This window comes from Actinosynnema sp. NPDC023658 (assembly GCF_040639995.1).
Lineage (GTDB): Bacteria > Actinomycetota > Actinomycetes > Mycobacteriales > Pseudonocardiaceae > Actinosynnema.
Genome location: NZ_JBFAAX010000076.1, coordinates 1 through 19582, shown reverse-complemented (window position 1 = coordinate 19582; position 19582 = coordinate 1). Strand labels below are relative to the sequence as shown.

Genomic DNA, 19582 nt, shown 5'->3' with positions numbered 1-19582 from the left:
CCCACCTCGAACAGCTCGGCGTGCCAGGTCGACATCGCCTCCCCCTCGCGGTCGAGCGCCGAGTTCAGCACGGCGGCCGACAGCCCCCGGTAGGTCAGGCCGTGCCGGAGCGCGGCGCGCAACCACGTGGACAGCGCGTCGAACCCGTCCTCGGCGGTCAGCAGCCCGCGACCGAGGTCGACCAGCGCGGCGATCTGCTCCCCGAGCACGGCCTCGATCAGGTCCGACCGCGTGGGGAAGTGCCGGTACAGCGTGCCACTGGCCACCCCGGCCCGCCGGGCGATGTCGTCCAGGGAGGCGTCCACGCCGGAACCGGCGAACGCGATCCTCGCCTGCTCGACCAACCGGTCGTGGTTGCGCCGGGCGTCGGCGCGCAGCGGACGTCCCACTCGGGACTTCGGATCGTGCCCAGCCGACACCGCGACCCCGACCGTTGCTGACCGGGGACACGGTCCGTTACCGTGCCCACTAACCGGACCATGCCTCATCTTAGTCGCATGGCTGCTCACGGCCTCGGGAGGACGTCCCATGACGCGGACCGGACACGATCGGGTCGATGGTCGCGAGGACGGGCCGCGGGAGGTCCTGGAGCGCCACCGCCGGGCCGCCATCCACCGGTCGGAGACGGAGATGAGGCGCCTCTACGCGGTCGACGCGGTCCACGAGTTCCCGTTCGCGTACCCGGGCGTGCCGTCGCGGCTGGAGGGCCGCGACGAGATCGTGGACTGGATCACCGAGGGGTGGCGGGCCACCCCGCTGAGGTTCGAGCGCTACCGGACCCTCGCGGTCCACGGCACGGACGACCCGGACACGATCGTCGTCGAGCAGGAAGCCGTCGGGACCAGCGCCACCACCGGAGGGTTCGTGCTGCCCAACCTCATGGTGCTCACGGCGCGCGACGGTCGGATCGCCCACCTGCGCGACTACGTCAACGTCCTGGCCGCCGCGGCCGCCCTCGGGCACGACCTCTCAGCGCGCCGGGAACCGTGAGGCCCCGCCCGGAGGTTCCGCCCGACCCGGCCGCCTAGGGCTCCAGGGCCGGCTCGTCGTGCCGGGCGAGGTGGCAGACGGCAGCGAGCCTGAGCGTCAGCCAGTCCGCGTTCGCCCAGTCCACGAACGCGGGCGGTTCCCAGCCCTGCGCCCTGGCCTCGTCCAGCACACCCTTGGCGTACCCGGCCAGCAGCACCACGCCCGCGACCGCCGCCGCGGGCACGCCGAACGCGAGGATGTCGCGCACCGCCGCACCGTGCTGGTCGACCGCCGCCACCACCCCGGGCGCCAGGACGCCGGGGGTCAGCACCGCCGCGAAACCGAGTTCGTCGCTCAACCGGTCCAAGAACCGGCGAGCGGAGAAGTCCCTCCAACCACTCACAAGCCCGACACCCTACGCTGTGCGGGGCAATCGACCCGCCATCGAACACGTGTTCTATGATCACGCCGGGTCGAGCCGGATGCGCAGAGAGGAACGAGAACGTGCAGGCGGACACGCTCGTGGAGCAGGATGAGAAGGTGGACGCCGAGGCGCCCGCCGCACCCGTGCAGGAGGACGCACCCGTGGCGCAGGCAAAGCCCGTGACGCAGGCCGAGCCGGCGACCCCGGCGGAGGCCACCACCGCGACTTCGGCGGAAGCCGCGAGCTCGGCGGAGACCGAGGCCAAGCCCGCGAAGCGGCCGAAGTCGACGGCGAAGAAGACGCGGACGGTCGAGCTGACGCTGACCGTCACCGGCACCGCGGACGGCGAGTGGCAGGCCGACCTGGTGCACGGCACCAAGCGGGTCGTGCAGGGTCTCCCGATCTCGGCCGCGGCAGTGTCGCGGGCGGCCAAGGAGCTGCACGACGACATCGCCGGCGGCATCGACGAGGTCATCGAGGCCGCCCGCGCCCAGCACCGCACGCGGATGGAGGAGCTGGAGGCCGAGCTCGCGAGGGTCAAGGCCGCGCTGGCCGAGCTGAGCGACTGAGCCGCCGGGACTCGCAGACCCGAACCCGACCGCCGCCGCCCGATCAGGGACGGCGGCGGGCGGGTTTCCGGCCGGTGTCGACTTCGAGGTGCTGCGGTGCGACTGGCTCACGCGCCGCGAGGTGCCGATCCCCGTCGTCGGACCTCAGTCGTCGGGACCGAGGACCGGCGCCAAGCGCTGGAGCAGGTAGCCGGCGCACCAGCGTGACTCGGTGTCCTTCGGATCGACGGCCTCCTTGGCCAGCTTGGCCGCGAGCTTCCGCGGTTCCGGTGCGCTGGCGGGATCGTCCGCGACCCCGAGAGCGACCTCCCAACCGCATCGGGTCAGGCGGGAGACCTCGGAGGCGAGGCACAGCCGCCGCACCGCCGGGTCGTTCTCCAGCACAGCGACGACGACGTCGGCGTTCGCCCGTCCGGGCAGGAAGCCCAGGATGCTCACCGCGTTGGCGCGCAGGGTCGACGTGGCCCCGCTCACGGCCCACTCCCGGAAGTTCCCGATGGCCTGCGCGCCCACGACCGGCGCCACGGCGGCGTCGATCGAACTCGACGTCGGGCCCTCGGCGAAGATGTCCGGATCTCCGGCCTCCACCGCTTCCCGGATGCGCTGGAGGTGCTCCGGGTCCTTGATCTTCATCAGTCTCGGGTGGTTGATGTCCTGTCGCCACATGCCATCTCCCAAAGCTCGTTCGTACGCCGTCAGCACCTCGAAGGTGATCGGGTTCACGCCGGTCTCGACGAGTCCCAGATAGGACTTCGAGTAGTTGGTCGCCTGGGCCATACGAGTGAGGGAGAGGCCGGCGTACTCCCTGGCCGCCCTCAGTCGCTCGCCGGACACGTCACTGATCTGCGACACGGTCAACACCTCCCCACTGTCCTGCCAGTCATACCAGACAGCAACGCGCTCAAACCAGACCCCCGCATTCGGGGGACCAGACACCACCAGACCGGCGATCAGACACCACCAGACGTGTCATTCATCCGGTTCGCCTGCCGCAGCCGGTATGAACGGCGTCGGACCGGTGGGCAGCTCATGGACGAGCACTTCTCCACCATGCAGGGCAGAGAAAAGGGGAGCTACTACAAATGGTGACGCAGCCTGCGGACGCGGTGGAGCAGACGTCGTACCTGAGGATCACGCGCGAGGCGGAGTTCAGGGAATCCGTTACCGCCGATGGCGATTACGAGGTCAGCTTCGGCACGGCGGCAACCGTGGCCCCGACCCCGGACGCGGCGGAGAAGCTCTACTGGATGTCGGGAAAGAGGGTCCCGGCGCTGCGACGGCCGGCCGAGGCCAAGCGCAGCTGAACGGCCCGATGCCCACCGGGAGGAACATCCCCGGTGGGCATCGGATCGGTATTCCGTTCTCGGCCGGTGTCAGCGTGACGGGTCGAGCACGAGCTTTCCCGTGGTCCGGCGGGCCCTCAGGTCCTCATGCGCCTGACGCACCTCGGACAGCCCGTACTCGCCGCCCGGCACGGCGCGCAGGTCCCCCGCCAGCACGAGGTCGAACAGCTCGGCCATCGCCTGGTGCACGACGCGGCCCGGCAGCTTGAACGCGTGCGGCAGCCACATGCCCGCGATGGCGGTCGAGTGGACCAGCAGCCGGCCCGGGTCGACCGGCGTCGGCTTCTCCCGGCTGGCCATGCCGTAGAACGCCAGCCGGCCGAACGGCGCCAGCGCGGCGATGCTCTGGTCGGTCACCGCGCCACCGGTCATGTCCAGCACGACGTCCACGCGCCGCCCCTCGTTGGCCTCGCGCAGCGCGCCGGTCATGTCCTCCGAGGTGGAGTCGACGGCGATGTCCGCGCCCAGGTCCAGCGCCAGCGTGCGCTTGTCCTGGGTGCTGGCGGTGGCGATGACGCGCCCCGCGCCCCACTTCTTGGCCAGCTGCACGGCCAGCGACCCGACACCACCGGCGGCGGCGTGGACGACGACGGTCTCCCCCGGCTCCAGGTGCGCGCTCTTGCGCAGCAGCAGCCACGCGGTCGCACCCTGGACGACCATGCTCAACGCGGTCAGGTCGTCCACCCCGTCCGGCACGTCGAACGCGGTCGCCTCGGGCACCGCGGCCTTCTGCGCGTACCCGCCGAAGTTGGTCAGGGCCACCACGCGCCGGTCGCCCGCCATGCCGACGACCTCGCCGCCGGGCACCAGCGGCAGCTCCATCTTGGACAGGTAGGAGTTCTCCGCCTGGTGGGTGTCGGCGTAGTTCAGGCCCGCGCGGCTGACGTCGACGAGCAGTTCACCCGGACCGGCGACGGGGTCGGGCAGTTCGACCTCGTTCAGTACTTCCGGTCCGCCGAACTCGGTGATCTGGATGGCGCGCACGGGTGTCAGTTCTCCTTGGTGATGAGCGGGTCGTGGCCGAGGGTGACGCGTTCGCCGGTGGCGGTGCGCGGCCCGGGCGGGTTGGGGAAGGTGAACGGCGCGCTGGGGCGCCCGGCCTGCACGAACCAGCATTCACCTGGCTGGCCGTCGCGCAACACGGAGACGAACGCGTCGACCACGTCGTCCACGCTCAGCACCGGCATCCCGGCGGACTGGAGGGCGGACTTGAAGCCGGTGATGATCGCGGTGTCCGCGAACGACGGGCACACCGCGTTCACGGTGACGCCCTCGGCGGCGAGACCCGGGCCGAGGCCGCGGACGAGCCCGACGACGGCGGCCTTGTTCGCGCCGTACAGGGGGTCCATGGGCATGGCCATGAGGCCGGCCATGCTGGCGGTGGCGACGATCCGCCCACCGCGCTTGCGCAGCTCGGGCAACGCCGCGTGCACGCCGTAGACGACGCCGTCGAGGTTGATGCCCATGACCGTGCGGTACCGCTCGGGGTCGAAGTCGTCGCCCACGCCGAAGCCGGTGGCGATGCCCGCGTTGAGCACCGCGATGTCGAGACCGCCGAACCGCTCGACCGCCGTGGCCACCGCCTGCTCGCTGTGCCGGGGGTCGCGGACGTCGCAGTGCGCGAACACGCCGTCGACCTCGTCCGCAACGGCCTTGCCGCGCTCGTCGTCCACGTCCGCGACGACGACGGACGCCCCGGCGGCGGCCAGTCGGCGTGCCACCCCCGCTCCGATGCCGTTCGCGGCCCCGGTGACCAGTGCGACCTTGCCCGAGAACTCCACCGCGCCTCCTCTGGCTGACATTCCGACCAGTCGGTATGGTTCTCCCGAGGTGGTCTGGCGTCAAGGCGACGCCGCCGGTAGGTTACTAAGCGGTTGCTTAGGCCCGCAGATCAAGGAGGACTGACCGTGGCCGACACGGACGCACGGGTGGCCATCGTCACCGGTGCCGCACGCGGCATCGGCGCCGCCGTAGCCACGCGGCTCGCCCAGGACGGCATGGCCGTCGCGCTGCTCGACCTCAACGAGGACAGCTGCGCCGAGGCCGTGGAGAAGATCAAGGCCTCCGGCGGGACCGCCATCGCGGTGGGAGTGGACGTCAGCGACAGCGCGGCGGTCGACGCGGCGGTGCAGCGGGTCGCGGACGAGCTGGGCGCACCGACCGTCCTGGTCAACAACGCGGGCATCCTGCGGGACAACCTGCTGTTCAAGATGGCCGACGACGACTGGGACGCGGTGATGAACGTCCACCTGCGCGGGTCGTTCCTGATGAGCCGGGCGGTGCAGAAGTTCCAGACGGCGGCGACGTGGGGCCGGATCGTCAACATGTCGAGCACGTCGGCGCTGGGCAACCGGGGTCAGGCGAACTACGCCGCGGCGAAGGCGGGCCTGCAGGGGTTCACCAAGACGCTGGCGATCGAGCTGGGCAAGTTCAACGTGACGGTGAACGCCATCGCGCCCGGGTTCATCGCGACCGACATGACCGCCGCGACGGCGGCCCGCGTCGGCGTGGACTTCGAGGACTTCAAGAAGGGCGCGGCGGCGATGATCCCGGTCGGCCGCGTCGGTTACCCCGAGGACATCGCGCACACCGCGTCCTTCCTGGTCAGCGAGGGTGCGGGTTTCGTGTCCGGTCAGGTCATCTACGTCGCCGGCGGACCGAAGGACTGACATGCGGGTATTCGCGAACCTCGACGAGCTGGCCGCGGCGAAGGGCGAGCACCTCGGCCACGGCGAGTGGCACGAGATCACCCAGGCGGAGATCAACCTGTTCGCCGACGCCACCGGCGACCACCAGTGGATCCACGTGGACCTGGAGAAGGCGGCCCGCGGGCCGTTCGGCGCACCGGTCGCGCACGGCTACCTGACGTTGTCGCTGATCCCGCTGCTCGTGCGGGACATCTACACGGTCGAGGGCCTCGCCATGGGCGTGAACTACGGGCTGAACAAGGTGCGCTTCCCGAGCCCGGTGGTCGTCGGGTCGCGGGTGCGGGCCGGGGCCGAGCTGGCCGAGATCACCGACGTGGCGCAGGGCAAGCAGGCGGTGGTGAAGGTGACCGTCGAGATCGAGGGCAACCCCAAGCCGGGGTGCGTGGCCGAGACCGTGGTCCTCCTGGTCCCCGCGGCCTCCTGACGCGACGGGCACGGCACTCCCCCGACGGGTGCCGTGCCCGTCGTCCCCACTCGACACGGGACCCGCCGGGCGTGGTGACCGGTCCGCGGCCCGGCGGCCGGGTGGTCAGGCCTCGCGGGCGACGTCCTCCAGCTTGGCGCGGTAGGCCTGCCAGTCCACCGGGGCCATGTTGTCGTTGCCCTGGCGCATGCCGACCGCGCCGTCGATCAGCTCGCGGACGATGTCGGCGTGGCCCGCGTGGCGGCTGGTCTCCGCGATCATGTGCACGAGCACGAGGTGCAGCGTGACCGACCGGCGCTCCTCCGACCACCACGGCACGGTGCCCGGCGAGTCCAGGTCCAGCGCGTCGATCGTCTCGTCGGCGTGGGCGCACGCGCGCCGGTAGAGGTCGACGATGTCCTCACGGGACTCGTCCGCCGTGGCCCACATGTCGGCGTTGGGCTCGGCGTCCTCGCCCATCCAGTCGAACCGCTCACCGAACGGGCGGGCGAACGTGTCGCCGAAGTAGCCCAGCTCCATCGCGGACAGGTGCTTGACCAGGCCGAGCAGGTTCGTGCCGGTCGGCGTCAGCGGTCGGCGGACGTCGTGGTCCGACAGGCCGTCGAGCTTCCACAGCAGTGCCTCGCGCACGAACCGCAGGTAGCGGTGCAGGTCGGATTTCATGGAGTGATCCTCACACCGGGCGCAACGACGCGAGCAGCAGGTCCGCGAAGTGGCGGCCGACCTGCTTGGCGGAGAGCGGCCCGTCGGCGCTGTACCACTGGCCGAGGTGGTGGACGCTGCCGAAGAAGTAGTGGACGGTCAGGTCGGCGGGCACGTCCGCGCGGAACACGCCCTCCGCCTGGCCCTCCTCGACCAGCGACCGGAACCGCTCGTGGTAGCGCCGCCGTTCCGCCCGCATCTCCCGCCGCTTGTCCTCCGCGAGGTGGTCGGCCGACCGGAAGTACACGCGTGCCTGGTCGAAGTTGTCGATCGAGGTGACCACGACGTCCACCGCCGACGCGTGCAGCCGCTCGGCCACCGGCGCGGAGCCGGACGCGAAGTGGTCCAGCCGCTCGGTCTGCATCCGCAGCAGGCTGCCGTAGATCTCGTGCAGCAGGTCGTCCTTGGACCCGAAGTAGTGGTACATGGCGCCCTTGGTGACGCCCGCGAGGTCCACGATGTCCTGCACCGCGACCCGGTCGAAGCCCTTGGCGGCGAACAACCGCGTCGCGGCGTCGATCAGCCGCTCCGGTACCGATGCCATGGGGCAAGCATCGCACGACCGATCACTGGAACATCGCGATCGGCTTGATGACCAGGTGCTGGTCGTCCGCCTTCCACGACTGCACCCGGCCGAGGCAGCGCGCCTGGAAGCCGCCCTCCGGCACGACGTCGTCGCGCAGCCCGGCGCTGTAGCACTCGACCCGCACCTGCGGCCCCTCCTCGGGGTCGTCCGGGTCCCCGAACGGGGCCAGGAACACCGTCGTGCCGTTGTCCTCGGACGCCACCCGGAACACGCCCTTCACCGACAGGTACGAGTCGATCCGGCGCAGCCGGACGACGTCGGCCGCCTCCAAGCGCTGCTCCAACGCCGTGTTCCGCAGCACGGTCAGGTCGCGCAGGTCGACGTGCACCACGCCGGACGCCGACTCCAGCGCGTCCAGCAGCACGCCGACCACCGCGATCGGCTCGTACTGCTCGATGTAGGTCTTCACCACCTCGCGGCCGGACTTGCGGGCGCCCTCGACGCCCAGGTCCAGGCCCTTCAACGCGATCTTGCCGTCCTTGGTGACGCCGACCCGGTCCACGACCTCCTTGGCCATCGCGTCGCCGTAGCGCCCGAACTGGTAGAGGTCCATCACGGACTTCTCGTGCAGGTAGATGGTCAACCCGGGCACCTCGCGCGGCGGCGCGTAGCGGTGCCGGGACCGCCACGCCCACACGCCCACCCCCACGGCCACCGCGAGGGCCAGCGCGGTCACGACCCACACGACCGCCCACGGCCACCACACCGACCACCACAGCGCCCTATCGACAGCCACGGATCTCCCTCACCGCCTCCAGCAGCGACCCGGTGGTGGCGTCCACCACCCGCCCGCCGGTCGCCCGCGCCACCCGGTCCAGCTCCACCGGGTCGGCCTCGCCGAACGTGATCGCGTACGTGCGCGCCGGCGGGGTGGGCCACGCGGCCAGGAACTGGTCCGCGCTCATCCCCGCGTTGTTCTCGCCGTCGGTCATCAGCACCACCGTGCCGTCACCGACGACCTGGTAGGCGTGGTCCAGGGCCGACCAGATCGCCGTGCCGTCGTCGGCCAGCTCCGCCGTCGTCAACGCGCCGGCCAGCGCCTCCAGGTCGGCCGAACCCGTGATGGCGACGGTGCGCTCCTCCATCACGGTCCCCGCGAACCGCACCAGCACGACCACCTCACCCACCCGGAACCGGTCGAACCCACCCGCCCGGCTCAGCGTCGCGAACGCCTCCCGCAGGGCGGCGATCCGCGCGCCCGCCATGGACGTCGAGTGGTCCAGCACGAACACCACCCGGCTCGGCCGCCCGGCGCGGTCGTAGGCGGCCAGCAGGGTGTCCACGACCTCCTGCGTGCCGGGGAAGTACAGCGCGGTGCCGATGGGCTCGCGCAGCGCCTCGGTGCGCTCGACCTGCGGGTCCACCGGTCGGCGCGAGGTGCGTTCCATGATCGCCCGCTGCGCGGACGGCGCGCGCAGCCACTGCACCACCCGGTCGTACGCGTCCCGCTTGTCCGGTTGCAGCAGCATCAGCGGGTAGTCGGAGAGCACGATCCCGTCCCTCGGGTACACGACCTCCAGCTGTTCGCGCAGCCGCCCGGACGCGTTCAGCGACAGCACGGTCGACTCATACGCGACCACGGCGTCCACCTCGTCCTGCCGCTGCGCGTACTCGTCCGCGACCTCCGCCGCGCCGGACGCGCCGAACACCCGCCCGGTGAGGAAGCCCTGGAGCTTGTCGCAGGTCACGTCCTCGCGCCGCAGGGCCGCACCGGTGCCGGCGGCGGCCGTGGCGACCCCGATCAACGCCGCCATCCCGCTGCCGGACACCCTCGGGTCGGCCATCCCGAACCGCAGCTCCCCCGCTGCCGCACGACCCGCCACGTCGGCCCACGACGCGCCGCGCAACGCTGCCGCCCCGCTCCGCTTCACACCCAGCACCAGCGGCGAGAGCATCGTGCTGGTGGACAGCGGCAGGTCCGCGGCCTTCAGCGCGAGGTACCGGTTCGTGGCGAGCCACGCCAGGTCGTGATCCACCCCGGCGGCCAGTTCCTCGCTGGCCCGCACGGTGCCCCGGTAGTCGAGCTTCAGCTCCACCCCGGTGTCCCGGCGGAGGTCGGCCAGCACCGGCGCGAGGTCGGCCAGCTCCGAGCTGGCCAGCACGGTCAGCGTGACCTGCTCGGACGGCGCGGACGTGCAGCCCGCGACGATGGTGAGCAGCAGCAACGCGGCCAGGACGTCCCTCACAGCGGAACCCCGCTGGGGCAGGATCCGAGCTCTCCGATCATCGTCGCCAGGGCGGCGGGCTTGGCCACGTACGCCTCGGTGTCGCCCCGACCCGGATCGCCCTCGGGGATCCCGCGCTCCGCGAGCACGGTGCCCACGGACGCGCTGCCCGCCCGGCCGAGGCGGAAGCCCAGCTCCAACGCGCGCCGTTGCAGCTCGGGGTTCTCCTGCAACAGGTGCCCGACCTCCTCCCCCGCCTCGCTGAACGCGATCAGCCACGGTTCGGCGTGGTGGTGGGCATCGGGGTAGAGCAGCACGCGGTCGCGGTCGACCGACCCGGTGCGCTCCTTGGTGCGGATCTGGTAGGCGAGGTACTGGTGCTCGTAGACGACACCGACCGGGGCGAACGTGCGGCCGTCCGGGGCGAAGATGTTGCGGCCGATGCTCGCGCCGAACTGGCCCTCCACCTCGAACAACGGCTTGATCTTCGCCGCGACGGCCGGTGCTTCGGCCTCCGTCGGCGCGCGCTTGCCGTTGGCGGCGAACGCAACCAGTGCGAGGTAGACCGCACCCGAGTAGCTGCGGCACGGATCCGGCGACTGGGCGATGATCTGGTTCTCGTTCGTCAGGCCGCCGCCCTCGATGCTCTTCCAGGTCCTGCCGGCCAGGGTCAGGTCGACGAACTTCGTCATGTCGAGGGTGTAGTACAACCCGTCGCCGTTCGGCTGCGCAGTCGCCACCCCCGCCTTCTCCAGCGCTCGCGCGTAGTCGCTGAAGGCGGCTATCGCCAGAGGGGTGGTCAGCGGGTAGAACGGCGTGCCGCCCACCCGGTCGTGGATCTGGCGGGCCGTGAGCTGACCGGAAGGCATGACGAAGTCGAACGAGGTGGGGTTCGCCCGCTCCTTGGCGATCTCGGACGAGCCGCCGGAGTCGGTCAGGTGCACCTGGATGCCGTTGGCCATCAGGATCCGGCGGACCTCGTGGTCGGAGAAGAACTCCACCTTCGAGGCCATGAGCGCACGGACGATCGTGACGCCCCGGAACGGCAGTGCGATCACGCCCGAGGCGAACAGCGCGATCGCGCCGGCCAGGGCGATGCCCGCCGATACCCCGAACGGCAGCAGGAAGCGCTTGCGCCGGAGCACGGACCTGGGTGGGTCGGTGATGGTGAAGCTGGGCTCTTCGGTGGAACTCTTCGCGACCACGGACTTCCCCCGGTGCGGACGGCGATCTCACCTGGTACCAGGCTAGATCGCCGTCCGCGCGGTGTGGGTTACAAGTCGGTGCTCAGCCGCCCAGGGTCACGCCGCCGTCCACCACGAACGTCGCCCCGGTGACGTAGCCGCCCGCCGCCGAAGCGAGGAACACCACGGCCGCCGCCAGCTCCTCCGGATCACCCACCCGGCCCATCGGCAGCCGCGAGATGTGCGATTCCAGGTAGCCCTCGGGGTACTGGTCGGTCATCTCCGAGGCGAAGTAGCCGGGAGCCAGCGCGTTGACCCGGATGCCCTTGCGGCCGGTCCACTGCTGCGCCAGGTCGCGGGTCAGGCCGATCAGGCCCGCCTTCGACGCGGAGTACGCCGCCTGCGGCAGGCCGCCGGAGACCAGGCCCAGCACGCTGGAGACGTTGACGATCGACCCGCCGCCGGTCATCACGGCCGCCGCCGCCTGCGCCATCCAGTACGCGCCGTTGAGGTTGACGTCCATGACGCCCAGGAACTGCTCGGGCGTCTCCCGGGACGCGGGCACCGCGGACGCCACGCCCGCGTTGTTCACCAGCACCCGCACCGGGCCGAACTCCGCCGCCGCACGGGCCACCTCACGGCAGTCGTCCGGCTGCGCCACGTCGGCCTGCACGACCAGGGCCCGCCTGCCGGCGCCCTCCACCAGCTGCGCGGTGTCCTTGAGCCGGTCCACCCGACGGGCGGCCAGCACCACGTCCGCGCCCGCCTCCGCGAGGCCCTTGGCGAACGCCACGCCCAGCCCGGAGGACGCGCCGGTGACGATCGCGACCTGCCCGTCCAGCCGGAACTTGTCGAGGATTCCCATTCAGCTCAACCTCTCCAGGATGATCGCCATGCCCTGACCGCCGCCGACGCACATCGTCTCCAGCCCGAACTGGGCGTCACGGGTGCGCATCCCGTTGATCAGCGTGGTCATGATGCGGGCGCCGGTCGAGCCGAACGGGTGGCCCAGCGCGATCGCGCCGCCGTGCACGTTCAGCTTGTCCATGTCGATGCCGAGCGCGCGCTGGCTGCCCAGCACCTGCACCGCGAACGCCTCGTTGATCTCGACCAGGTCGATGTCGTCGATGGTGAGGTTCGCGTGCGCGAGCGCCTGCTTGGTCGCGTCGACCGGACCGAGGCCCATGATCTCCGGCGACAGCCCGGACACGCCGGTGGACACGATGCGCGCCAACGGGGTCAGCCCCAGTTCCTTCGCGCGCACGTCGCTCATGATGACGACCGCCGCCGCGCCGTCGTTGAGCGGGCAGCAGTTGCCCGGCGTGACCGTCCCCTGTGGACGGAACGACGGGTTGAGCGCCGACACCGCGTCGTAGGTGACGCCCTTGCGCGGGCCGTCGTCGGTGGAGACGACGGTGCCGTCGGGGAGGGTGACGGGGGTGATCTCGCGGTCGAAGAAGCCGTCCGCGATGGCCTTCTCGGCCAGGTTGTGCGACCGGACGCCGAACTCGTCCTGGTCGCGCCTGCCGATGCCGAGCGCGGTGGCGACGTTCTCGGCGGTCTGCCCCATCGCGATGTAGTAGTCCGGCAGCTCGCCGTCCTCGCGCGGGTCGTGCCACGGTTCGTTGGTCTCGGCGGTGCGCTGGGTGCGCTCGCGTGCGGCGTCGAACAGCGGGTTCAGGTGCGGGTCGCCGTGCCGGTAGCGGGAGACGCACTCGACGCCCGCGCTGATGAACGCGTGGCCCTCGCCCGCCTTCACCGCGTGGAACGCCATCCGGGCGGTCTGCACCGACGAGGCGCAGAACCGGTTGACCGTGGTGCCGGGCAGGCCGTCCAAGCCGAGCTGCACGGCGATGCGGCGGGCGACGTTCTGGCCGTGCTCGTCCTGCGGTTCGGCGCACCCCAGGTGCAGGTCGGTGATCTCGTTCGGGTCCAGCTCGGGCACCTGGTCGAGCGCCGCGCGGACGACCTGGGCGGCCAGGTCGTCCGGGCGCAGGTCCACCAGCGACCCCTTGCGCGCCCGACCGATCGGGGAGCGCGAGGTGGCGACGATGACAGCCTCGGGCATGGCGGTGTCTCCCGGTTCCTAGAGGCCGAGGTCGCGGCCGATGAGTTCCTTCATGATCTCGTTCGAGCCGGCCCAGATCCGGGTCACGCGGGCGTCCATCCAGGCGCGGGCCACGCGGTACTCGGTCATGTAGCCGTAGCCGCCGTGCAGCTGCACGCACGCGTCGATGACGTCGTTCTGCACGTCCGCGCTCCAGTACTTCGCCTTCGCCGCGTCGACGGCGGTCAGCTCGCGCCGGGTGTGCGCGTCGGTGCACTGGTCCAGGAACGCCTGCGTCACGTCGATCTTGGTGACCAGCTCCGCGAGGACGAACTTGTTGTGCTGGAACGACCCGATCGCCTGCCCGAACGCCTTGCGCTCCTTGGCGTACTCGATCGTCTCCAGCAGGATCTGCTTGGCGTGCGCCAGGTTGGAGATCGCGCCGCCGAGGCGTTCCTGCGGCAGGCGTTCCATCATGTAGATGAAGCCGCGGTCGACCTCTCCGATGACGTTCCCTGCCGGGACGCGGACGTTGTCGAAGAACAGCTCGGCGGTGTCGGACTCGGGCTGGCCGACCTTGTCCAGCTTCCGACCGCGCTCGAAGCCCTTCATGCCGGTCTCGACCGCGAACAGCGTGATGCCGCGGGCCTTCTTCTCCGGGCTGGTGCGCGCGGCGACCACGACCATGTCGGCGGAGAAGCCGTTGGTGATGAACGTCTTGGAGCCGTTGAGGATCCAGTCGCTGCCGTCGCGGACCGCGTTGCTCTTGAGCGCGGCCAGGTCGGAGCCGCCGGACGGTTCGGTCATGCCGATGCCGGTCGTCATCTCGCCCGAGCAGAACCGGGGCAGCCAGCGCTGCTTCTGCTCCTCGGTGCACAGGTCGACCAGGTAGGGGGCGACGACGTCGCCGTGGATGCCCAGGCAGGACGACATGCCGGCGCTGACCTTCGACAGCTCCTCGCCCAGCACGGCGTTGAACCGGTAGTCGTTCGCGCCGCTGCCGCCGTACTCCTCGGGGACCTCCAGGCCGAGCAGCCCCTGCCGACCCGCCTCCAACCACACCTCGCGGTCGATGTGCCGCTGCTCGACGAACTTCTCGTAGTTCGGCCGGAGGGTGCGGTCGCAGAACGCCTGCGCGGTCTCGCGGAACGCTTCGTGGTCGGGTTCGAACAGCGTGCGGCGCACTCTCACATCCTCCATACTAAGCGGTTGCTTAGGTCTAAGCGTGTGCTTAGCCTGCGGTATCGTTCGGCTTCGTGTCAAGGAGGGCGGATGTGACGACGAGCCGGGGCGAGTTCGCGCTCCTGGACGAGACGTGGTCCTCGGTCACCCCACCGGCGGCCCGGCGGATGCTGATCGCCGCCGCCGCCGCGTTCTCGGTGCGCGGGTACCACGCGACGACGACCCGTGACATCGCGGCGCAGGCGGGCATGTCACCAGCGGCGGTCTACATCCACTACCGGTCCAAAGAGGAACTGCTCTTCCAGATCTCGCGGGTCGGTCACGAGACGTCGCTGTCGATGCTGACGGCCGTGGTGGAGGAGGAACCGGCGGCCCGGCTGGCGGCGGCCGTGCGCGCGTTCGCGTCCTGGCATGCCGAATATCACACGACGGCGCGGGTCGTGCAGTACGAGCTGAGCGCGTTGACGCCCGAGCACCTGGCCGAGGTGGTGGAGCTGCGGCGGCGGATCGAGGGCTCCGTGCGCGGGATGGTCGAGGCGGGTGTCGCGGCGGGCGCGTTCGACGTGCCGGACGTGCGCGGGGCGACCCTGGCGGTGATGTCGCTGTGCATCGACGTGGCGCGCTGGTACCAGCCGGGAGGGCGGCGCACGCCCGCGGAGATCGGTGACCTGTACGCGGACCTGGTGCTGCGCATGGTGGGCGCGTCCTGACCGTTGGCCGGTGTTCCCCGTCGGGCGCTCCGACACCCGGTCGGGTTCTTACGGTGGAGGCCGGTGCCGTGCCACGGTGATGTGTGTCGTTGGTCGACGTGGCCACGCAGGTCTCGCGGGCGTGCGACAAGGCGTCGCGGTGCCGGGACGCCCTGGGTGCCGCGCAGGAGGCGGCGGAAGACGCGCAGGCCGTCCTGTCCGGCGCGCTGGCCGGCTCGGGCGACCCCGAAGCGGAGCGGGCGGTGGCCGACTTCACCGAGGTGGTCAGGGGTGTGGTCGACCTGTGGCGGGCCCTTGGCGCCGGAATGGACCACGCTCAAGCCGTGCTGGACGCGCTGCTGGGCACGGGCCCACCGCCAACGCCCCCGACAAGCCGCGTCGAACCCGACCATTCGCCCACCATCGCACCCGATCGGATCGAACAGCTCCGACGCGCGCTGCCTCCGCACCGCGCACCCGGCGGTCCTCACCAGAAAACACGCGGCCAGTGGATCGGCCCGGATGGCACCGCGCAGTCGATCGTCAGCGGACGAGACGAGTACTCCTCCGCAGCGGACACCGCACTGCGCGACAGAGGAATGCCCCGGCTATCCGCCAAGACGGCGGACGTAGAGATCAAATTGGCCGTTCGGATGGCTGCCGAGGGCATCCGGCATGCCACGGTGGTGATCAACGCCAAGCCGTGCGCAGGCCCATTCGGGTGTGACACCCTCGTACCGGTCCTGCTCCCGGAAGGCGCCACGCTGACCGTGCACGGCGTCACCCCATCAGGCGAACCGTTCCGCAAGCGATACGCAGGAGGTGCCCGTCCGTGGTGGCGCTAGAAGCTTGGTACGACTGGAAAGCCGAAGGCCCCACCGTCGTGCACGACCCCGTCGAGCTCGACGCCGTCCTGGACATCGTGGTGGGACTCAACGACCCCACCACCGTGCAGCTCCTCATCCACGGCGATCCCGGCCACGCAATCCTCGACGTGGGACTCGACGCCACGACCGGGAGGGGGGTTCTCTACTACGCCGGCCCCGACGCCCCCGAGGCCTGCATCAGCAAGGGGCCGTACATCACCGAGCCGCCGCCGATCTACTACTTCACCGGCTCGGACACCGAATTCCCCGCCGACGCGGAAATCCCCCTGGCCGACGTACGCCGAGCAGCTCACGAGTACATGACCACCGGCGGCGGGCGACCGGGTGGGATCCAGTGGCAGCCGCGTTGGGAGTAGGGGTCAGGAGCGGTCGTCCAGCCACACCAGGTGGACACACCGCACGGCCCGGTCGCCGGAGCTCACCTCGTACACGGCCCGCGCGTTCTCGGGGCACTCGGAGCTGAGCAGGAAGTCGCCCTCCACCGAGTTGGACTCCGCGCGGTCGGCGTAGGCCAGGCCGTAGCCGGCGACGCGGGCGTCCTCGTGTTCCCCGTACTCCTCCACCAGGGCGAACAGGCGGGGTGCTTCGTCCTGCGCCGCCTCGTGCAGGAGAGCCGTGAAGGTCTCGTCGTCCACGTGGTCTTCCTTTCCGGTCGAACGACTCCGCGACGAGAGAGGACTGCGCCGCGAGGACGTCCAGAAGCGGACCAGCATCAACGCCGTCACGCTCTACCGCATCGAAACCGCGCGCACCCGGCCCCAGTACCGGACCTTGGACACCCTGCTCAAGCTCTACGGCGTGCCGGAGGACGAACAGGAACGACTCAAGACCCTCTACCGCCAGTCAGCGGATCAGGGCTGGATCCAACCCTGGCACCAAGACCTGCGCGAGGGCTACACCGCCTACATCAGCTTCGAGCACGACGCCCACCAGGTCCGCAATTACTCGGGCATGTTCGTGCCGGGCTTGTTGCAGACCGAGGACTACGCCCGTGCCGTCATCCGAGGCGGCTCGTACGACGCGACCGACGAACAGGTCGAGGACCGCGTTCGCACCCGGGTCGAGCGACAAGCCGCTCGGGGTGAGGAGAACCCCCTCAAGCTCTGGGCCGTCATCGACGAGGCGGCACTGCGCCGCGAGGTCGGTGGGACCGACGTCATGCGGGCGCAACTGAGGCACTTGCTCGAAGCGGCCCGTGCGCCGCAGGTGACCATCCAGGTCATCCCGTTCTCCTCCGGCGCTCACCCCGGGATGCCTGGCGAGTTCGTCGTCATGGCCTTCGACGACGCGTTGAGCACCGACCTGATCTACGTCGACAGCCAGGTGGGTGAGATATTTTTGGAGTCGGACAACGACGTCGAGCGCTTCCGGGCTCACTTCGATCACCTGGTGGCGATGGCCAAGAGCCCTGACGACTCGGCAACGCTGATCGCCGGGATTGCCGACGGCCTGGAATGACGGAGGTTCGCACAGCATGGAGCACGGGGATCTGGCGGATGCGGCCTGGCGTACCAGCACCTACAGCGCGGAGGGCCAGTCCTGCGTGGAGGTGGGGCGGGGGTCGGCGCGCGGGACTCCAAGAACCCGGCCGGGCCGACGTTGGCCTTCGGCATCGGGCAGTGGCGGAGGTTCCTCGGCGCGCCGAGGGACGACCGGCTGAACGGGGCGTGACCGGCAGGGCCTCCCGGGGATCCCGGGAGGCCCTGGCGCTTCACCGCACGGATTTCTTGCCGTAGAAGCCGGCAACGAGGCTGACACCGATGGCCGCGATGATCACCTGCACGATGATCTCGATCCAGTCAGGTCCCGGCGTGTCCTCAACACCGAGGGCGCGGGCGATGAACGTTCCGATGAACGCCGCCACGATCCCCACGACAAGAGTCAGCCAAATGGGGATGGCCTGTTTACCGGGTGCGACGAGCTTGCCCAGCAAACCGATGATGAGACCCACGATCAGGGCACTGATGACACCGCCGATGCCCACGATACCTCCTCCGGGTTAGTCGCCTTCGAAGAAGTCCCCGATCTCGTCGAGGGCCTCGCCAATCATCATCCCACCGAATACGCCGGCCGCAGCCCCGGCGACAACGCCACCGGCGCCGATTCCCCCACCGTGGTGACCGCCGTGGTGACCACCGTGATGCCCGCCGTGGTGCCCGTATCCGCCGGAAGATCGCCTGCCGGCGACCTGGTCCATCCAGTGGTGCAGCAGTCCGGCCCAGTCCGTGCGAATCACCTCATCGTGTGACATCGCGAAATGCCCGAACGAGTCACCGCCCTGCCGGAACAGGCCGCCGCGGCGGTCCGCCTCCAGCACCACGTACAACCGGTGCGGGTCGGTGACGAAGGTCAACTCCAATTGGCTGATCTTGCTCAGGAATTGCCCCGGCGGGAGGAATTCGATCTCCTGGTAGAACGGCAATTGCTGCGGCACGCCGTGAATGCGACCCGATTCGTTGTCGGCCCGCTGGAAGCGGAAGCCGAGCGCGCCGAACGCGTTCAGCACGTGCTCCTGCGAGCGGATCGGGTGGATGGCGACCGGGTCGAGGTCGCCCGGGTCGACCGCGCCGCGCACCTCCAGCTCCGTGCGCAGCCCCATCGTCATGCCGTGCAGGTGCTGACCGTGCACCACGGTCAGCGGCGTCTCCAGCGGCACGGGGAACTGGAACGGCAGCGCCAGGTGCTGCCCCGGCGCGACGCCGATGCGCCTGCCGACGACGACCCGGGCGAACTCCAGGTTCCGGTTGTGCTCGTTGTCGCCGCTCTCCACCTCGACCCGGGTGACGAGCGAGAGCTTGACCTCGTCGATGTCGGCGGGGTGGTCGCCGCCCGCGATGCGGACCTCACCGGTCAGCAGCTCGCCCGGCCGCGCGTTCGGGTTGGCCAGCACCGTGTCCACAGTGGGACCGCCGACTCCGAACGCGCGCAACATCCTCTTGAAAACCACGCTGGTGCCTCCTGGCCTGCTTCTCGGTCACGCCCTTGGGGCTGGTGTTGCTCCAAGGACGCCTCTACCCGTGCATCGGTTCCCTCTGGACGAACGCTAAGCGCGGGTGCCAGTATGCGACCGCGGTCACATACTAAGCGGTCGCTCAGGAGGTTCACGTGCCCACGCTGCTCGTCGCCAACCGGGGAGAGATCGCCGTCCGGGTGCTGCGCGCCGCCGCAGACCTCGGCTGGCGGACCGTCGCCCTGGTCACCGACTCCGACGACGCGCACGGTCGGTTCGCCGACCGCGCGGTCCGGTTGCAAGGCTCGTACCTGGACGTCGACGCCGTGCTCGCCGCCGCCGAGGGGTGCGACCTGGTGCACCCCGGCTACGGGTTCCTGGCCGAGAACGCCGGGTTCGCCCGGCGCTGCGCCGAGGCCGGGCTGACGTTCGTCGGACCGCCCCCGGAGGTGCTGGAGCTGCTCGGGGACAAGAGCCGGGCACGGGCGCTGGCCGCCGAGGTGGGCGTGCCGGTGCTCGCGGGGGCCGAGGACGGGTTCGAGGAGTTCTTCCGCGCGCACGGCCCGGTGGTGGTGAAGGCCGTCGCCGGTGGTGGCGGCAAGGGCGTGCGGGTGGTGCGGCGGCTCGCGGACCTCGACGCCGCGGTGCAGCGGTGCCGGGCCGAGGCGCTGGCGGCGTTCGGGGACGACGCCGTGTTCGTGGAGGAGCTGTTGGAACCGGCCAGGCACGTCGAGGTGCAGCTGGTCGGCACCA

Annotated in this window: 28 protein-coding genes; 12 read left to right on the top strand and 16 right to left on the bottom strand. The window is 70.7% G+C overall.

What is annotated here, in order from left to right; translation table 11 throughout:
* Positions 1-389, bottom strand: a 389-nt coding sequence (locus tag AB0G02_RS12280; protein WP_360792952.1) for a TetR family transcriptional regulator, incomplete at its 3' end; no start/stop codon positions are given.
* Between the two features lie 139 nt (positions 390-528).
* Here AB0G02_RS12280 and AB0G02_RS12275 point away from each other — a divergent pair.
* The gene (locus AB0G02_RS12275; RefSeq protein ID WP_360792950.1) at positions 529-990 is read left to right on the top strand and encodes a nuclear transport factor 2 family protein; all 462 of its coding nucleotides are present in this window, start codon (positions 529-531) and stop codon (positions 988-990) included.
* A gap of 34 nt (positions 991-1024) precedes the next feature.
* On the opposite strand, the gene AB0G02_RS12270 is transcribed toward AB0G02_RS12275, so the two are convergent.
* Positions 1025-1372 (bottom strand): DUF6401 family natural product biosynthesis protein, encoded by a 348-nt coding sequence (locus AB0G02_RS12270; protein ID WP_360792948.1) that lies wholly within the window; start codon positions 1370-1372, stop codon positions 1025-1027.
* A 101-nt stretch (positions 1373-1473) separates the two neighbouring features.
* Between AB0G02_RS12270 and AB0G02_RS12265 the strand changes: the two genes are divergently transcribed.
* Complete coding sequence (locus tag AB0G02_RS12265) at positions 1474-1962, top strand: DUF6319 family protein (RefSeq protein WP_360792946.1); 489 nt, start codon at positions 1474-1476, stop codon at positions 1960-1962.
* Positions 1963-2106: 144 nt separating this feature from the next.
* On the opposite strand, the gene AB0G02_RS12260 is transcribed toward AB0G02_RS12265, so the two are convergent.
* Positions 2107-2814, bottom strand: a complete 708-nt coding sequence (locus tag AB0G02_RS12260) for a helix-turn-helix transcriptional regulator (protein ID WP_360792944.1) — start codon at positions 2812-2814, stop codon at positions 2107-2109.
* A gap of 114 nt (positions 2815-2928) precedes the next feature.
* Between AB0G02_RS12260 and AB0G02_RS12255 the strand changes: the two genes are divergently transcribed.
* Together AB0G02_RS12255 and AB0G02_RS12250 are read left to right on the top strand one after the other, a co-directional pair.
* Positions 2929-3051: a hypothetical protein gene (locus tag AB0G02_RS12255; RefSeq protein WP_360792942.1), complete on the top strand. Its 123-nt coding sequence runs from the start codon at positions 2929-2931 to the stop codon at positions 3049-3051.
* A complete protein-coding gene (locus AB0G02_RS12250) occupies positions 3045-3266 on the top strand; it encodes a hypothetical protein (protein WP_360792940.1) in 222 nt (73 codons plus the stop codon). The genes AB0G02_RS12255 and AB0G02_RS12250 overlap by 7 nt, the downstream gene beginning before the upstream one ends.
* A gap of 69 nt (positions 3267-3335) precedes the next feature.
* Here the strand turns inward: AB0G02_RS12250 and AB0G02_RS12245 are convergent, their stop codons facing one another.
* Together AB0G02_RS12245 and AB0G02_RS12240 are read right to left on the bottom strand one after the other, a co-directional pair.
* Positions 3336-4289 carry an NADPH:quinone oxidoreductase family protein gene (locus AB0G02_RS12245; RefSeq protein ID WP_360792938.1) on the bottom strand — a complete coding sequence of 318 codons (954 nt, stop codon included), beginning with the start codon at positions 4287-4289 and terminating at the stop codon, positions 3336-3338.
* Positions 4290-4294: 5 nt separating this feature from the next.
* Positions 4295-5086, bottom strand: a complete 792-nt coding sequence (locus AB0G02_RS12240; RefSeq protein ID WP_360792936.1) for an SDR family NAD(P)-dependent oxidoreductase — start codon at positions 5084-5086, stop codon at positions 4295-4297.
* Positions 5087-5212: 126 nt separating this feature from the next.
* Between AB0G02_RS12240 and fabG the strand changes: the two genes are divergently transcribed.
* Complete coding sequence (gene fabG, locus AB0G02_RS12235; RefSeq protein WP_360792934.1) at positions 5213-5974, top strand: 3-oxoacyl-ACP reductase FabG; 762 nt, start codon at positions 5213-5215, stop codon at positions 5972-5974.
* A gap of 1 nt (position 5975) precedes the next feature.
* On the top strand, positions 5976-6437 hold the full coding sequence (locus AB0G02_RS12230) for a MaoC family dehydratase (protein WP_360792932.1): 462 nt from the start codon (positions 5976-5978) through the stop codon (positions 6435-6437).
* 105 nt (positions 6438-6542) lie between these two features.
* On the opposite strand, the gene AB0G02_RS12225 is transcribed toward AB0G02_RS12230, so the two are convergent.
* The 8 genes from AB0G02_RS12225 to AB0G02_RS12190 form a co-directional block, all read right to left on the bottom strand.
* The gene (locus AB0G02_RS12225; RefSeq protein ID WP_360792930.1) at positions 6543-7100 is read right to left on the bottom strand and encodes a DinB family protein; all 558 of its coding nucleotides are present in this window, start codon (positions 7098-7100) and stop codon (positions 6543-6545) included.
* A gap of 10 nt (positions 7101-7110) precedes the next feature.
* Positions 7111-7683 (bottom strand): TetR/AcrR family transcriptional regulator, encoded by a 573-nt coding sequence (locus AB0G02_RS12220; protein WP_360792928.1) that lies wholly within the window; start codon positions 7681-7683, stop codon positions 7111-7113.
* A 22-nt stretch (positions 7684-7705) separates the two neighbouring features.
* Positions 7706-8461: a hypothetical protein gene (locus tag AB0G02_RS12215; RefSeq protein WP_360792926.1), complete on the bottom strand. Its 756-nt coding sequence runs from the start codon at positions 8459-8461 to the stop codon at positions 7706-7708.
* Positions 8448-9911, bottom strand: a complete 1464-nt coding sequence (locus AB0G02_RS12210; RefSeq protein WP_360792924.1) for a substrate-binding domain-containing protein — start codon at positions 9909-9911, stop codon at positions 8448-8450. The genes AB0G02_RS12215 and AB0G02_RS12210 overlap by 14 nt, the downstream gene beginning before the upstream one ends.
* Entirely contained in the window at positions 9908-11095 is a 1188-nt protein-coding gene (locus tag AB0G02_RS12205; RefSeq protein ID WP_360792922.1) for a hypothetical protein, read from the bottom strand. The genes AB0G02_RS12210 and AB0G02_RS12205 overlap by 4 nt, the downstream gene beginning before the upstream one ends.
* A gap of 82 nt (positions 11096-11177) precedes the next feature.
* Positions 11178-11939, bottom strand: coding sequence for an SDR family oxidoreductase (locus tag AB0G02_RS12200; RefSeq protein WP_360792920.1), 762 nt, complete (start codon positions 11937-11939; stop codon positions 11178-11180).
* Positions 11940-13142: an acetyl-CoA C-acetyltransferase gene (locus AB0G02_RS12195; RefSeq protein ID WP_360792918.1), complete on the bottom strand. Its 1203-nt coding sequence runs from the start codon at positions 13140-13142 to the stop codon at positions 11940-11942.
* Between the two features lie 18 nt (positions 13143-13160).
* The gene (locus AB0G02_RS12190) at positions 13161-14306 is read right to left on the bottom strand and encodes an acyl-CoA dehydrogenase family protein (RefSeq protein WP_360792916.1); all 1146 of its coding nucleotides are present in this window, start codon (positions 14304-14306) and stop codon (positions 13161-13163) included.
* A 164-nt stretch (positions 14307-14470) separates the two neighbouring features.
* Here AB0G02_RS12190 and AB0G02_RS12185 point away from each other — a divergent pair, with 164 nt between their 5' ends.
* From AB0G02_RS12185 to AB0G02_RS12175, 3 genes are all read left to right on the top strand, one after another.
* The gene (locus tag AB0G02_RS12185) at positions 14471-15013 is read left to right on the top strand and encodes a TetR/AcrR family transcriptional regulator (RefSeq protein ID WP_360792956.1); all 543 of its coding nucleotides are present in this window, start codon (positions 14471-14473) and stop codon (positions 15011-15013) included.
* An 83-nt stretch (positions 15014-15096) separates the two neighbouring features.
* A complete protein-coding gene (locus tag AB0G02_RS12180) occupies positions 15097-15837 on the top strand; it encodes a DddA-like double-stranded DNA deaminase toxin (RefSeq protein ID WP_360792914.1) in 741 nt (246 codons plus the stop codon).
* On the top strand, positions 15825-16235 hold the full coding sequence (locus AB0G02_RS12175; RefSeq protein ID WP_360792912.1) for an Imm1 family immunity protein: 411 nt from the start codon (positions 15825-15827) through the stop codon (positions 16233-16235). Before AB0G02_RS12180 ends, AB0G02_RS12175 begins: the two co-directional genes overlap by 13 nt.
* 3 nt (positions 16236-16238) lie before the next feature.
* Here AB0G02_RS12175 and AB0G02_RS12170 read toward each other — a convergent pair whose 3' ends face one another.
* Positions 16239-16514, bottom strand: coding sequence for a hypothetical protein (locus AB0G02_RS12170; protein WP_360792910.1), 276 nt, complete (start codon positions 16512-16514; stop codon positions 16239-16241).
* On the opposite strand from AB0G02_RS12170, the gene AB0G02_RS12165 reads away from it, so the two are divergent.
* Both AB0G02_RS12165 and AB0G02_RS12160 read left to right on the top strand, forming a co-directional pair.
* Positions 16495-17337, top strand: a complete 843-nt coding sequence (locus tag AB0G02_RS12165; RefSeq protein WP_360792908.1) for a helix-turn-helix transcriptional regulator — start codon at positions 16495-16497, stop codon at positions 17335-17337. The two genes, AB0G02_RS12170 and AB0G02_RS12165, sit on opposite strands and share 20 nt — an antisense overlap.
* A 45-nt stretch (positions 17338-17382) precedes the next feature.
* Positions 17383-17550, top strand: coding sequence for a DUF397 domain-containing protein (locus AB0G02_RS12160; RefSeq protein WP_360792954.1), 168 nt, complete (start codon positions 17383-17385; stop codon positions 17548-17550).
* 40 nt (positions 17551-17590) lie between these two features.
* Here AB0G02_RS12160 and AB0G02_RS12155 read toward each other — a convergent pair whose 3' ends face one another.
* Entirely contained in the window at positions 17591-17863 is a 273-nt protein-coding gene (locus AB0G02_RS12155) for a GlsB/YeaQ/YmgE family stress response membrane protein (protein WP_360792906.1), read from the bottom strand.
* 15 nt (positions 17864-17878) lie between these two features.
* Complete coding sequence (locus tag AB0G02_RS12150; RefSeq protein WP_360792904.1) at positions 17879-18826, bottom strand: sporulation protein; 948 nt, start codon at positions 18824-18826, stop codon at positions 17879-17881.
* Positions 18827-18984: 158 nt separating this feature from the next.
* On the opposite strand from AB0G02_RS12150, the gene AB0G02_RS12145 reads away from it, so the two are divergent.
* Positions 18985-19582, top strand: a 598-nt coding sequence (locus tag AB0G02_RS12145; RefSeq protein WP_360792902.1) for a biotin carboxylase N-terminal domain-containing protein, incomplete at its 3' end; no start/stop codon positions are given.